This is a genomic window from Paraburkholderia sp. GW821-FHT02A12, assembly GCF_059422005.1.
In genome coordinates this window covers 3,739,485-3,752,765 of the sequence record NZ_JBWKWA010000002.1, presented here as the reverse complement: position 1 = coordinate 3,752,765, position 13,281 = coordinate 3,739,485, and the positions used below count along the sequence as shown (strand labels likewise).

The 13,281-nt window shown below is 63.5% G+C and carries 12 protein-coding genes; 3 read left to right on the top strand and 9 right to left on the bottom strand.

Translation table 11 applies throughout. The features are described from left to right. Window positions 1-54 precede the first annotated feature (54 nt). Window positions 55-312 (top strand): hypothetical protein, encoded by a 258-nt coding sequence (locus AC07WT_RS38360; RefSeq protein WP_494950970.1) that lies wholly within the window; start codon window positions 55-57, stop codon window positions 310-312. Window positions 313-452: 140 nt separating this feature from the next. Then, window positions 453-1,052: a LysE family translocator gene (locus tag AC07WT_RS38355; protein ID WP_492595640.1), complete on the top strand. Its 600-nt coding sequence runs from the start codon at window positions 453-455 to the stop codon at window positions 1,050-1,052. Between the two features lie 22 nt (window positions 1,053-1,074). Here AC07WT_RS38355 and AC07WT_RS38350 read toward each other — a convergent pair whose 3' ends face one another. From AC07WT_RS38350 to AC07WT_RS38310, 9 genes are all read right to left on the bottom strand, one after another. Next, window positions 1,075-2,298: a winged helix-turn-helix domain-containing protein gene (locus tag AC07WT_RS38350; protein WP_494950969.1), complete on the bottom strand. Its 1,224-nt coding sequence runs from the start codon at window positions 2,296-2,298 to the stop codon at window positions 1,075-1,077. Between the two features lie 189 nt (window positions 2,299-2,487). After that, complete coding sequence (locus AC07WT_RS38345; protein ID WP_492595642.1) at window positions 2,488-4,200, bottom strand: FAD-dependent oxidoreductase; 1,713 nt, start codon at window positions 4,198-4,200, stop codon at window positions 2,488-2,490. Between the two features lie 93 nt (window positions 4,201-4,293). After that, the gene (locus AC07WT_RS38340) at window positions 4,294-5,286 is read right to left on the bottom strand and encodes a DedA family protein/thiosulfate sulfurtransferase GlpE (RefSeq protein WP_492595643.1); all 993 of its coding nucleotides are present in this window, start codon (window positions 5,284-5,286) and stop codon (window positions 4,294-4,296) included. Window positions 5,287-5,698: 412 nt separating this feature from the next. Continuing rightward, a complete protein-coding gene (locus AC07WT_RS38335) occupies window positions 5,699-5,950 on the bottom strand; it encodes a hypothetical protein (protein ID WP_007178686.1) in 252 nt (83 codons plus the stop codon). A gap of 293 nt (window positions 5,951-6,243) precedes the next feature. Then, complete coding sequence (locus AC07WT_RS38330) at window positions 6,244-6,837, bottom strand: DinB family protein (RefSeq protein WP_494950968.1); 594 nt, start codon at window positions 6,835-6,837, stop codon at window positions 6,244-6,246. Between the two features lie 210 nt (window positions 6,838-7,047). Further along, on the bottom strand, window positions 7,048-7,284 hold the full coding sequence (locus tag AC07WT_RS38325) for a hypothetical protein (RefSeq protein WP_494950967.1): 237 nt from the start codon (window positions 7,282-7,284) through the stop codon (window positions 7,048-7,050). A 77-nt stretch (window positions 7,285-7,361) separates the two neighbouring features. After that, window positions 7,362-9,059: a methyl-accepting chemotaxis protein gene (locus tag AC07WT_RS38320; RefSeq protein WP_494950966.1), complete on the bottom strand. Its 1,698-nt coding sequence runs from the start codon at window positions 9,057-9,059 to the stop codon at window positions 7,362-7,364. Between the two features lie 165 nt (window positions 9,060-9,224). Continuing rightward, window positions 9,225-9,833 carry a ParB-like protein gene (locus AC07WT_RS38315; protein WP_492595646.1) on the bottom strand — a complete coding sequence of 203 codons (609 nt, stop codon included), beginning with the start codon at window positions 9,831-9,833 and terminating at the stop codon, window positions 9,225-9,227. A 197-nt stretch (window positions 9,834-10,030) separates the two neighbouring features. Beyond that, entirely contained in the window at window positions 10,031-11,431 is a 1,401-nt protein-coding gene (locus AC07WT_RS38310; RefSeq protein ID WP_494950965.1) for a GntP family permease, read from the bottom strand. Window positions 11,432-11,741: 310 nt separating this feature from the next. Between AC07WT_RS38310 and AC07WT_RS38305 the strand changes: the two genes are divergently transcribed. Further along, window positions 11,742-13,235 carry a sigma-54 interaction domain-containing protein gene (locus tag AC07WT_RS38305; RefSeq protein WP_494950964.1) on the top strand — a complete coding sequence of 498 codons (1,494 nt, stop codon included), beginning with the start codon at window positions 11,742-11,744 and terminating at the stop codon, window positions 13,233-13,235. The last annotated feature ends 46 nt before the right edge of the window (window positions 13,236-13,281 follow it).

Below are 13,281 nucleotides of genomic sequence, written 5' to 3'. Positions count from 1 at the left end.
AAACGTGAAAGGATGGCTTGTTCACCGGTGCTTCAACAGGAGAGATGTTTCATCATGACGCAAGACGAAACGCCTAAGCCACCAACAGACGATAAGCCGGATCTGGAACACCTCGATGCAGCGCTCACGCATGTCGATCAGCAAGTATCGTCGGGCAGCATTGCTTCGGGTGCTGCAAAGGGCATTCTGTACAGCCTGATCGAAACGCTCGGCGCGTTAGTCGGCGATCCCGATCTGCCGGCGCATGCGCGTTCGGGTTACGAAGGGCTGCTGGAAACCGCTCGCGAATTGCGAGCGAGGCTCGATCACTGAAAAGTAGCGGCTCGTCGCCTGCGGGCGGCGTGGTTTGCATCGGCTCGAGCATCGGTGCGGACTCTGCATTGGCCGTCGTATTTCGGCGGCTCGGTTCTCTATGATAAAAAGGTGCACTGTTCCCAACAGTGCACCTTTTTATGCTCTCCACGTCCGTTATCGCGTTGCTGGCCGTCGGCATTGTCGTCGTGCTGATTACGCCGGGTCCCACCAACACGCTGCTTGCCGCGGCGGGTTTGCGTCAGGGCGTGCGACGCTCGTTGCCGTTGATCGCCGCCGAACTGGCCGGCTATCTCGTGTCGATTTCCGTGTGGGGACGTTTTCTCGCGCAAGCGGCGCATGCGCTGCCGTGGTTGCCGTCGCTGCTGCGCGTCGCGAGCGGCATGTACATCGCGTATCTCGCTGTCGATATGTGGCGCGCTGCCGTGGCGTTGCCTGTATCGGCGCAGCGCGCGAGCGGCATGCGCACGCTATTCGTCGCGACGCTGCTCAATCCGAAGGGCTTGCTATTCGCTGGCACGATCTTTCCCGCGATCGCCTTTACCCAGGCTTCGGCATACGCCTTGGCGATGCTGATGTTCGCATGCCTGCTGGCGCCGATTGCGCTCGCGTGGATCGCGTTCGGCGCTGCGCTCGGCAGCGGCAAACTCGCAAGGCTGAACCCGGTGAAGCTACAGCGCGGCGCGTCGATCGTGCTGGGCGTGTTTTCCTTGTCGCTCGCGTGGGCGGCGTTTCATTGAGCACACGTTTCGTGCAGCGCGTTCACGCTGCCACGCTGCTGTCGACGCTCAACGCTTCGAGCCACTCCGGCGGCGCGGAGGTGATTTCCAGTTGCGGCGTGCCGTGCCAATCCGCGCAACGCTGCAACGCGCGGCGCAGATCGCCCGCAAGACGCGCACTCAGGCGCACGCCGGGTTCGATGTGCAGCGACTTCAGTTCGAACACGCCGCTGGTCCGATGCGCTTTGGCATCCACGCGGCCGACCAGACGACCGCGGCTCAACAGCGGCAGAACGAAGTAACCGTATTTGCGTTTCGCCGCCGGCGTATAGCATTCGATCGCGTAGTCGAAGTCGAATAGCGCGGCGGCGCGCTTGCGGTCCCACACCACAGGATCGAACGGCGACAGCACCGTGGTGACGCTCGAAGCGAGTTTGCCGTCGGCCGCGTCGTCGATCATCGACGCGAATTCGCGGTGGACGTAGCTGTCCTGTTTCCAGCCTTCCACTTGCACCGGAATCAGCTCGCCCTGATCGGCGAGCGCATGCAGTTCGTCGCGGTAGGGACGGCGCGGCAGCCGGTAGTAATCGGCGACCCAATCGGCGCGCGCGACGCCGAGCGCGCGGCAGCTGCGGCGCAACACTTCCTGGGTGACGGTTTCCGGCGGCGGCAGATCGCGCGCGTCGTCCCAGCCCGGCAGCACACGCTCGGTCAGATCGTAGACGCGATGAAAATTGCGCCGCTCCGCCACCATCAATTGCCCAATGGCGAACAGCACTTCCAGGTGGCGCTTCTCCGGCTTCCAGTCCCACCAGCCGTTGCCCTTACCGGCCTCGCGAGCGAAATCGGCTGAACGCACCGGGCCAGTCTCGCGAATATGCGCGAGCAGGCGCGCGATGTCCTTACGATGCTTCTTGTGCCACTCGGCTGCGTATTTCCAGCCCATGCCGCTCGGATCGAGCATGCGGTGACGCAGCAGACCGTAATCTTCGGTCGGCACGAAACAGGCCTCGTGCGACCAGTACTCGAACAGCTTGCCTTCGGCGAGATGCTCGTCGAGCCATTGCTGCGGATACGCGCCGAGCCGGCTGAACAGTACGAGGTACGGGCTGCGGGCGACGACGTGGATCGTGTCGATCTGCAATTGCGCCATCCGGCGAATCGCGTCGACCACGTCGGACTTGACGGCCTTGCGGCGCGGCGGCGTCAGCAAACCTTGCGCGGCCAGATGCAAGGTGCGGGCTGCGGATAGCGGAAGAGTCTTCACGCGAGCGTCGTTCAGTGAGTGACTGCGTTGGGGAGCGGACGCGAGGTCCGGCGTCGGGATCGGCAGTCGCTACTTTAGCGTGAAAGATTACCCGCCGGCCGGTGGTGAGCCGGACGGCGGATTAGGAGTGCAAGCGGGGAAGTGAGCCGAAAAAGCGGCCAAAAACCGAGCCGAAGCCCGCAAGACGGTTCAGGCACCCAAAGCGACCGCTTCGCCCGCCGATGCCGCCAGAAGCTGATGAATCTGCGAGACCACCGCCGCGCCTTCCCCGACCGCTGCCGCGACCCGTTTGGTCGACCCGGCGCGCGCGTCGCCGATCGCGTACACGCCTTCGACGGTCGTGCCGAGATCGCAGGTCGACGTGCCGTCGGCACTGGTGCCGGTCAGCACGAAGCCCTTGGCGTCCAGTTCCACACCGCAGGTGCGCAGCCAGTCGGTATTCGGGTCCGCACCGGTGAAGAGGAACAGGTGCCGCGTGTCGAAATGATCGGTGCCGTCCGGCAGCGGGTTTTTCAACGCGACCGACGCGAGGCCGCTTTCGTCCGCGTCGAGCCGGCCGATCTCCGAGTTCGGATGCACGAACACATTCGGCAGCGAACGGATGCGGTCGATCAGGTAACGCGACATGGTGGCTTCAAAGCCGCTCCGGCGGATCAGCACATGGACTTTGGCCGCATGCGTCGCCAGATAGACGATGGCCTGGCCGGCCGAGTTGCCGCCGCCCACCAGCACGATCTCCGCGCGCTTGCACAGCTTGGCTTCGACCGGCGACGCCCAGTAATAGACGCCGCGTCCGTCGAGGCGCTCGAGGCCTTCGAGCGCGGGGCGCCGGTACACCGCGCCGCTGGCGATCACGATCGTGCGGGCGCTGATATGACCGCTGCACTTGAGTTCCAGCCGATACGGCGATTCCGCGCAATGCAGCGCCTTCACGTGGACCGGAATCGCGACGTGGGCGCCGAATTTCTGCGCCTGCACGAACGCGCGGCCTGCCAGCGCCTGCCCGGAGATACCGGTCGGAAAGCCGAGATAGTTTTCGATCCGCGCACTGGCGCCCGCTTGGCCTCCCGGCGCGCGGCTGTCGAGCACGATCACCGACAGTCCTTCGGACGCCGCATACACCGCGGTGGCGAGGCCTGCCGGACCGGCGCCGACGATCGCCACGTCGTACACAACCGAATCGTCGAGATCGGGCAGCAAGCCGAGACAGGTGGCGAGTTCCGGCGTGCTCGGGTGACGCAGCACCGAGCCGTCCGGGCAGATCACCAGCGGCAAGTCCTCTTTCTGCGCGGCGAATTGTTCGATCAGACGCAGCGCGTCTTCGTCGCGCTCGTCGATCACCGAATGAGGATGGCCGTTGCGCGACAAGAAGCCTTGCAACGTAACGAGCCGCGCGTCGCTGCTGTTGCCGATCAGAATCGGGCCGCCCGCGCCCTTTTCGATCAGCGCCACGCGCCGCAGGATCAGCGCCCGCATGATGCGCTCGCCGAGTTCGGCTTCGGCGACGATCAGTGCGCGCAGCTTGACCGGCGGGATCAGCAGCGCGTCGACCGGACTGAGCGCCAAGCCGTTGACCAGCGCGGGCCGTCCCGACAGTTGACCGACTTCGGCGAGAAATTGCCCCGCGCCATGTTCGGCGATCAAGACTTCGCGTCCGATGCCGTCGCGCTGATATACCTTCACGCGCCCGTCCAGCAATACGAACATGCCGGGGCCGGTGTGGCCGGTCTCGAACAGCAGATCGCCGGCTTCCCAATGGTGCTCCTCGCCGAACCGCCGCAGACGCTTGATCTCCTCACACGTGAGTTCGGGGAACATCTGATGACGACGCGTCGAGAGCGACGAAAACGGCGCATCGGCGACTACTGCTTGTTGCCCTTCAGCTTCTTGAGTCGAAAGCATTGAACCGCTCCTTCTGTCTTCATCCTGATTGTTCGACGGCGAAGCGGGCGTGGGCGCGGGCGCGCGATGGCGCTGATGCTGGGGCGCGCTGCGCTACACGGCCTTCGGCGCGATATCGTCGACCGCCACTTCCGGCGGCAACATGTCGGGCAGCGCTTCCACCGTTTTGCCCGAGTCGCGCCAGGCTTCCATGCCGCCACGCAGCGGCAGCACGTCGGAAAAGCCGGCTTCGTTCAACTGCTTGGCCATCCATGCCGCGGAAATCTCATTCGGGCACGAACAGTAAATCACTACCTTCTGATCGCGCGGATACTTCGCGACAATCTCGTCGAGTTGCCGCTCGTCGGCGAATTGCGAGCCCGGAATCACGAACGGATCGAGCTTGCGCTTTTCCTGCGAACGGATATCGAACAGCACCGGCGTATCGCCGGCCGCGACCAGTTTTGCCAACTCGTCGACTTCGATCCGTGCGGACGCGAGCTTCGAAATCAGCTGGCGGCGGCGTACCCAGCGATAACCGGCGTACAGCAGCAGCAATCCGACGGCTACCAGCGCGGCCGTGCGCCCGAGGCGTCCGGCGGCGGCGAACACCATGTCGATCTGCCGCGCGAACAGCGCACCGAGGATCAGGCCCGTGCCGGACCACAAAGCGGCGCCGACGCTGTCGTACGTGAGGAACGTGCGGTAGCGCGTACCCATTGCGCCGGCCATCGGGATCGACACGATCGACAGGCCCGGGACAAACTTTGCCACCGCCAGCACGCGCACGCCCCAACGTCCGAAAAAGCGTTCGGTCTTCTTCACGCAAGTGTCGCGCGACAACGAAAGGCGGCAGATCGTCTTCAGCGTGTTGCCGCCGTACAGACGCCCGGCGAGATACCACGCGCTGTCGCCGATCAGCGTAGCGAATATCGACAGCACCAGCACTGGCACCAATTGCGTGCCCACCGAGCCGGGGTGCATGGCGGCCATTGCGCCGAACAGAACGAGCGACGGCATGGCCGGTACCGGCAGCCCAAGGGAGGCGGCCAGCACATTGGCGAAAATGAGCGCCGGCCCGTATTGCTCGACGAGGTCATGTAGCATTGGCTTACATCCGCAGCCTTTTCAGGAACGGAGTAGATGGGGAAGTCGGAAGAGAATGCAAGGATTATGGACGCATTTTCAATACGTGCAAACGCCCAGCCAGGATGCCCGCTATTCGGCTCTATGAAGCGCCGCCACGGCTCGCGGATTAACCGTCCGTTCGGCCGGACGCCGTCAATTAGAAGGTATTCAAAAGGCGAATAATTTGAGTCACGGCTTACACAGAACGCGTGCACGACGGTACCGAAAGCCGGCCGCTAAAACTAAAGACTAAAGTGAATTGAAAGCGCGCCCGGAATGGATCGATAGAATTGAAATGTACAGCGGCACAGGGCCGCCGGACGGTGACAGTGCAAACACGACACGCTTCACCCGGCATCCGCGAGAGAACGCAATGCCGGGCGCTCGCGCTTTATTGACGATGATTGTGCTGTTCGCCAGGCAATTCCGCCCCGTGCGCGCGAATCGCCGCGATCAGTTCCGCAGGCGTGATTTCGTAGCGCACTTCGCGGTGAATGCCCGGCTTGCGCTCATCGACCTCGATCAGAAGAATGCCTTTGCCGTCTTCTGTCGATTCGAGGCGCAGTGAGCGGAGTTCGCGCGCCGTTGCGTCGTCGTATTCGGTGAGCAGGGCCATTGACCCGGAAGACCCGGTAGTGCGCATCGAAGTTGTCCTTGTTCCGTTGTTGATCAAACGATTGTACGGGCAGGATGGAGCCGCCGTCTGTCGCGCCGCGCTCACATCTGGGTATCTGCCCGTTCATTCATATGCCTGCTGCATTCCGTCTCGCCGCGTCGCCGCGTGCGTGCTGCGCCGCACGACGATGACAGCCAGTTTAACGCGACTCTCCGCAGCGACGGACGCATTTTTCGTGCCCCGCGGCGGTGCAATCCTTCCTCCCGGCTGTCATGTTGTTGACGCGTGCTTCGGTTAAGAACCTTGCGGCCCCGTTTGGCTTATCGCGTCAATCCGGGCGGCCGCTGAAGGTTAGCCAGCTCATGCAGGTCGAGTTCGCGCAGCGGCGCGTCGGCGGCGAGGAAGAACTCGTCGAGCTGAGGCGGGGCGGCGGTAATGCCGCTCATCATCGCGTGCGCCTGGCCGCGATGATGGATCTGATGCACGAAAACATGCGGCAATACGCTGCCGATGTTTTCATGCTGCACGCCGACAGCCGGGCCGCGGTCGATCCGTACGTCGCGTTGCAAAGCATCGTCGGTCAGCGATTCGCAGAAGGCCAGCAGTTGCCGGTCGCTCTCTGCTTGTGCATCCCACAGGTCTGCTGCGCGCGGATAGGGCAATTCGTTGTCGAAAATGGTGAGCCCTTTGCCGCCGTCGACCAGTGCGTCGAAGTAATATCGGTCGACCAGAAGAATGTGATTCAACGTGAGCTGCAACGACGGAAAGAAACTCACCCTTCGCTCGGCGAAGGCCTTGTCGGTCAAGGTGAGGCAGACGCGGTACAGGCGCAGATTCGACCATGCGTTGTTGCGCGCCATGGCGGTGTAGTGCGAAGAGAGCGGATTGATGTGCGGCGCGTCGGAAGCGGTCACGTCAGTCTCCGGTGATGGTGGATCGTGTTGCTTGCGCGAGGCGAGGCGAACTCAGGCGCAGGCGCAGTTCGCTTAGCGTAGCATCGCTTGGGGCGTGGCGCGCCATTGGTGCCGCGTTGCGCTGTGCCGGGGTGCAGTCGCGTGCTGGTTTCACGTCGACCGCTCCCGTATTTCCTCACCTTTCGCACGGCGGCCCCGCGGCGGTTCCTGCTAACGGCAAGGTGGACGGCGACCCCGGGCAACGAGCGCGGCCTCGACGTTCGCGGCCTCGACGTTCGCCGTTTCGAAGATCGCCGCTTCGACGTTCGCCGTTTCGACGTTCGTCGTTTCGAAGATCGCCGCCGGCGAACAACCGGAAAACCATCGGAAAACAACCGGTAAAAAAATAGCCCGTCCGCAAAGGGACGGGCTGCTAAACGCCGTTGTTACTCGGGTCAGCCAGCCCACACAATCAACCGGGCGCTGACGGTCTCCATCCTGATGCGTCAATACCTGGCTGTCGAGGTGGGAGTAACGCCGATCTATCAGATCAATGTCATTTCTTCCTGCTCGATATCGCGTGCTACTGCATGTGCAGCATGCGCAACGTCACGCTTCACTTCTCGCGCCTGATCGTGCGCAGCGGCCTGCCGCTTCGGCGTGGCCGCGCGCTGCGCGGGCGCTGCATCGGCGACGGTGAACAGGCGCACCGCCTCGTCCAGCACGTCGGCCTGCTCCGCGAGACGTTGCGCCGTGGCCGCCGCCTGCTCGACCAGCGTGGCGTTCTGCTGCGTGGCGCCGTCGAGATGCGAAACCGCCTGATTCACCTGGCGAATGCCTTCGGCCTGCTCGCTGCTTGCATTCGCCACCTCGACGATGATCGACGACACGCGGCTCACCGCTTCATCGATCACGCGCATCTGGGAGGTTGTGCGTGCAACCAGCTCGGTGCCCAGCGCAACTTCGGTTGCACTCGCTTCGACCACCGATTTGATTTCCTTCGACGACGCCGCGCAACGTTGCGCCAGCATGCGCACCTCGCTGGCGACGACCGCGAACGAGCGGCCCGCTTCGCCCGCGCGCGCCGCTTCGACGGCGGCGTTCAGCGCGAGGATGTTGGTCTGGAACGCGATGCCGTCGATCACGCCGGTGATGTCCGCAATGCGTTTCGACGCGGCCGTGATGCCGGCCATGGTCTGCTCGACCTGGCCGGCGATCTTGCCGCCGACCGCCGCCGCCGCTTGCGCGTCTTTCGCCAGATCGAGCGCGCGCACGGTGGCATCGGCGTTAGCCTGCACAGTGGTGGTCAGCTCTTCCATGGTGGCGGCGGTTTCCTCGAGCGACGCAGCCTGCAGTTCCGTGCGGCGCGCGAGATCGACATTGCCGCTGGAAATTTCACGCGCGTTGTCGAGCATGCCGGTGATCTGCGCGCGCACGTCGTAGACGATCGCCGCGAGATTCGCCTTCAGTTGATTCAACGCCTGCAGCACGTCGCCGAGATCGTCATGACGCTGGATCACCAGATCGGCGGTCAGGTCGCCGGCCGCGAGGCGGGTCGCAAAGCCGGACATGTCGAGGATCGGCTCGGCGAGTTGCCGCTTCAGGATCTGCCAGGACACGACGCTGAACGCCGCGGTGACGCCGAACGCAATCCAGAACGGCGCCGGCGGCGTGCCGCTCCATGCGGCGAAGCCGGTGAGCAGCAGTGCCAGCAGCGTGAGCGCATAGCCGATCGCCGCGCGCGTCGCAACCGGCAGGCGCATCAGTGCTTGCAAACGGCCGAGCACACCGGTGCGCACCACCACGCCGCGGCGCAACTTGAACGCGCGCGATTCGCCGGTGCGGATTCGCGCATACAGCGCGTCGGCGGCGCGCACCGCGTCGCGTTCCGGCTTCACGCGCACGCTCAGATAGCCGACCACCGCGCCTTTGTCGACCACCGGCGTGACGCTCGCATACACCCAGTAATGGTCGCCGTTCTTGCGGCGGTTCTTGACGAGCGCGGTCCATGGACGGCCGTCGCGGATCGTCGTCCACATGTCGGCGAAGGCTTCGCGCGGCATGTCCGGATGACGGATCAGGTTATGCGGCTGGCCGATCAGTTCATCGCGCGTAAAGCCCGAGACGGCGATGAACGCCGGATTGCAATACTGGATGCGGCCGGTCAGGTCGGTCGCGGAAACCAGCATCTGCGACGAAGGGAATTCGTATTCGTGCCCGGTGACAGGCTGATTGTTGCGCATGGCTTTCCTTGCAGGGCGGACGCGCGTTCGAGCGGTCCTTACGTCAATGCAAGGATTAACGGCATTAACCCCGCGCTCTTGAGGGTTTCCCAGTAAACCACTCAGGTTTATGCTGCGCCGAGCCGTAATTGCAGGGTTGGGTTTATGCGTGCTCCTGGTGCTACTTCAAACTTTACCGCGCCGCGACTTGAAGCCGGGGAGGGTCCTCGCGTCAGGGCTCCACGCAAGGTGGACCCCTTGCTCGACGGCTGCATTGAACTGCAATTCACTCGTCCACATCGGGATACGTGTCCGATAGAAGTCCGCCCACTGAAATTCGGCGAAGGGCTCAGGCGTTTTTACGTAACCACCCCCGTCGCGCACAAAGGCTGCGAGGCTGCGGTACGGGTCGTCGGTGAGCCCCGACACCTCATCTGGAATTGCGGAAATGGCTCGCAGGATACCTCGCTCATCCTGGGGATGAACCCACCGTCTCTCGATAACAGTGTCCCAGAACTTCATGTCGGCAAGACGCGAGAGGTCCTCTACGACTTCGACGAAAGCCTTCCCGATGCCTCCATCCAGGAGCGCACGCGCGAGATGATGGTGGTCGACGATGTAGTGCCGGTCGTGCTTGCCTATCACTGTTGGAATCGGTGCGCCTTTCAGGAATTCCTTCAAGGCCTTTTCGTTCATGGCCAAAAGGCGTTTTCGTTTTGCGTCTACCTCGATCATTCCGACCGTCGCCTGCAGCGGACGGAGCTGTTCGATGCTGACATTCGCTATCTTTGCCATAAGCCACCCTCCGTGTCCCTGAGTTGTGCCATCTTGCAGTGTCTCGACCACAGAACGCTCCCGAGGCCAGAGCAAGCAGCATACTTCGAGCCAACTGACTTGTGTGAATCACGGGTTGTGCAATGGCTTTTGAGGGCGAACTCAAACTCGGGCGTTGCCAGCATCAGCGAGCCGCGGGCGATCACCGCGACTCGACGTTAAACCAGCCCCGTCGCGTAATAAACCGCGATCACAAAGAACACCGCCAGCGTCTTGATGACCGTCACCGCGAAAATGTCGCGATACGACTGACGGTGCGTCAACCCCGTCACCGCCAGCAACGTGATTACCGCGCCGTTGTGCGGCAGCGTGTCCATGCCGCCACTCGCCATCGAGACGACCCGATGCAGCACTTCCATCGGAATATGCGCGGCTTCCGCGCCCTTGATGAACACGTCGGACATCGCCGCGAGCGCGATGCTCATGCCGCCCGAAGCCGAACCCGTGATGCCCGCCAGCGAGCTCACCGAGACGGCAGCGTTGACGAGCGGATTCGGGATGCTCTTCAACGCATCGCTGACCACCAGAAAGCCCGGCAGTGCCGCGATCACGCCGCCGAAACCATATTCCGACGCGGTGTTCAACGAAGCCAGCAGCGCGCCCGCCACCGCGGCCTTGGTGCCGATCGCGAAGCGATCGCTCACGCGGCGGAATGCCGTCAGCACGACGAGGATGATGCCGAGCAGCAGCGCACCTTCGACGGCCCAGATCGCGACCACGCTTTTGATCGTCGCCGTGACCGGCGCATGGACGCCCGGCAGGATGTCCGGTGTGACGGTGTACGACGCGCCGTACCAATTGGGAATCCAGCGCGTCAGCAGGAAGTTCGCCACGCCGACCAGAACCAGCGGCGCGACCGCCAGCAGCGGATGTGGCAGTTGCTCGGATTCGACGCGCTCCGGTTCGTTGACGAGTTCCGTGCCGTAGCCCTCGCCGGTCGCCATTGCCGCGCGGCGGCGCCATTCCAGATACGTCAGCCCGACCGCGATGATGAACAGCGAGCCGATCACGCCGAGCGCCGGCGCGGCCCATGAGGTCGTCTTGAAGAACGTGCTCGGGATGATGTTCTGGATCTGCGGCGTGCCCGGCAGCGAATCCATCGTGAACGAGAACGCGCCGAGCGCGATCGCGCCCGGCATCAGGCGCTTCGGAATATTGCTCTGGCGATACAGTTCGGCGGCGAACGGATACACCGCGAACACCACCACGAACAGCGACACCCCGCCGTAGGTGAGCAGCGCGCATACCGCGACGATCACCGCATTGGCGCGCGAGCGGCCGATATAGCGAATCGCCGCGGCCACGATCGATTCCGAGAAACCGGATAGTTCGATCACCTTGCCGAACACGGCGCCCAACAGAAATACGGGGAAGTAGAGCTTCACGAAGCCGACCATCTTCTCCATGAAGATGCCGGAGAACACCGGTGCAACGGCGGCCGGTTCGGTCAGCAGCACTGCGCCGAGCGCGGCGATCGGTGCGAACAGAATGACGCTGTAGCCGCGATACGCGGCAAACATCAGAAACGCCAGTGCGGCGAGGACGATGACAAAGGACATTGAGTCTCCATGCTTGGTTGTTCTACGTGTACGCCGTCCCGACGGCGCGGCGGCCCGGCGCCGCAGATGCAGGTTCCGTGCCACACGCGCCGCAGCGGCCTGCCGGTGGATCTGGCAGCCCGCAGCTCGAAACGTGATGCGGCTGATTGTACCCATACGTCTCGAAATCGGGACGTGAAATCAGCTGAACATAGGCTGTGCCAGGTCAATCCCTTATGCGGCGGGATTGCTGGCGATCTCTTCGTTGAGATATGCTTGTCTACCAAACGAGACAAGCATAAATAAGACGATAGCAGGAGACAGCGACATCATGATGAACGACTGGGCGGGCCTTCCCGCCACTTACGGCGACGTGCTGCGCCGGGCGATGGATTCGCTTTTCCGTACTTTCGAAAATTTCAGCGAAGGCACTTTTATCGTCGATGCCGACGCGCGCGTCGTGTGGATCAACAAGCGCTATGCGGCGCGTTTCGGCTTTTCGGATCCGCAGCAGGCCATTGGCCGCGACTGCGAAGCGGTGATTCCCAACAGCCTGATGCGTGAGGTGGTGAACACCGGCAAGCCGATATTGCTCGACATCCTCGAAACGGACCGCGAACCGCTCGTCGTCACGCGGCTGCCGCTGAAAGACGATGCGGGCGAAACCGTCGGCGCGGTCGGCTTCGCGTTGTTCGATGAACTGAAAGCGCTGACCCCGCTCTTTTCCCACTATTCGCGGGTGCAGGAGGAACTGATCGCGACCCGCCAGTCGCTGGCGCAGGCGCGGCGGGCGAAATACACGTTCGGCAGTTTCGTCGGCACCAGCGCGGCCAGTCTCGAAGTGAAGCGCCAGGCGCGCCGGGCGGCGCAGGTCGATTCGCCGGTGCTGCTGCTCGGCGAAACCGGCACCGGCAAGGAACTGCTGGCGCACGCGATTCACGCCGGGTCGGCGCGGGCGAATCAGCCGCTCGTCACCGTCAACGTCGCGGCCATTCCGGACACGTTGCTCGAAGTCGAGTTCTTCGGCGCGGCGGCCGGCGCGTACACAGGTGCTGACCGCAAGGGCCGCGTCGGCAAGTTCGAGCTCGCGAACGGCGGCACGCTGTTTCTCGACGAAATCGGCGATATGCCTCTGCCCTTGCAAGGCAAGCTGCTGCGCGTGCTGCAGGACAAGGAGTTCGAACCGCTCGGCTCGAACCGGATCGTGCGCGCGGACGTGCGGATCATTGCAGCGACCTCGGCCGATTTGCCTGCGCTGGTTGCGGCCGGGCGCTTTCGCGCGGACCTGTTCTATCGCCTGAACGTGCTGACGATCCAGGCGCCGGCACTTCGCGAGCGTCTGTCCGATATCGAGGCGTTGGCCTACGCCATGCTCGAGGATCTGTCGACGCAAGCGCGCGGCGGCAGTCACTTCGAATTGCAGGACGACGCGTTGCGGCTACTGTGTTCGTACGGATGGCCCGGCAATGTGCGGGAGTTGCGCAATACGCTGGAGCGTGCCGTGATGCTGTCCGATAGCGAGCGCATCGATGCGCGGGCGTTGGCGCCGTTCATCGGTCCGGCGCATGGAAGTTTGCGTCATCCGCGCGAGCCCGATCTGACGGCTCACGCGCGCGCCTCGGCTGAAACCGCCGCCGCGCCCGAGCGGCCGTTGTGGAGCGACGCAATGGCGGCGTTCGAGAAACGCTTCCTGAGCGACGCGTTGCACGCCAACGGCGGACGCGTGATCGAGACGGCAGCGCAGATCGGCATGGGCCGCGCGACGCTCTACAAGAAGATCGCGGCCTACGGCATCGAGGTGAAGACATCGACTGACGCAGCGTAATTCGAGCGTGGCACAATCGCGTGATCGAAAAACAAGAAGCGATCGG

Excerpts from the sequence above, each read along its gene's own strand:
- AC07WT_RS38315 (WP_492595646.1), bottom strand. The coding sequence starts at position 9,833 with ATGGCAAAGATAGCGAATGTCAGCATCGAACAGCTCCGTCCGCTGCAG.
- AC07WT_RS38305 (WP_494950964.1), top strand. The coding sequence starts at position 11,742 with ATGATGAACGACTGGGCGGGCCTTCCCGCCACTTACGGCGACGTGCTG.
- AC07WT_RS38310 (WP_494950965.1), bottom strand. The coding sequence starts at position 11,431 with ATGTCCTTTGTCATCGTCCTCGCCGCACTGGCGTTTCTGATGTTTGCC.
- AC07WT_RS38320 (WP_494950966.1), bottom strand. The coding sequence starts at position 9,059 with ATGCGCAACAATCAGCCTGTCACCGGGCACGAATACGAATTCCCTTCG.
- AC07WT_RS38360 (WP_494950970.1), top strand. The coding sequence starts at position 55 with ATGACGCAAGACGAAACGCCTAAGCCACCAACAGACGATAAGCCGGAT.
- AC07WT_RS38355 (WP_492595640.1), top strand. The coding sequence starts at position 453 with ATGCTCTCCACGTCCGTTATCGCGTTGCTGGCCGTCGGCATTGTCGTC.
- AC07WT_RS38340 (WP_492595643.1), bottom strand. The coding sequence starts at position 5,286 with ATGCTACATGACCTCGTCGAGCAATACGGGCCGGCGCTCATTTTCGCC.
- AC07WT_RS38335 (WP_007178686.1), bottom strand. The coding sequence starts at position 5,950 with ATGCGCACTACCGGGTCTTCCGGGTCAATGGCCCTGCTCACCGAATAC.
- AC07WT_RS38345 (WP_492595642.1), bottom strand. The coding sequence starts at position 4,200 with ATGCTTTCGACTCAAGAAGCTGAAGGGCAACAAGCAGTAGTCGCCGAT.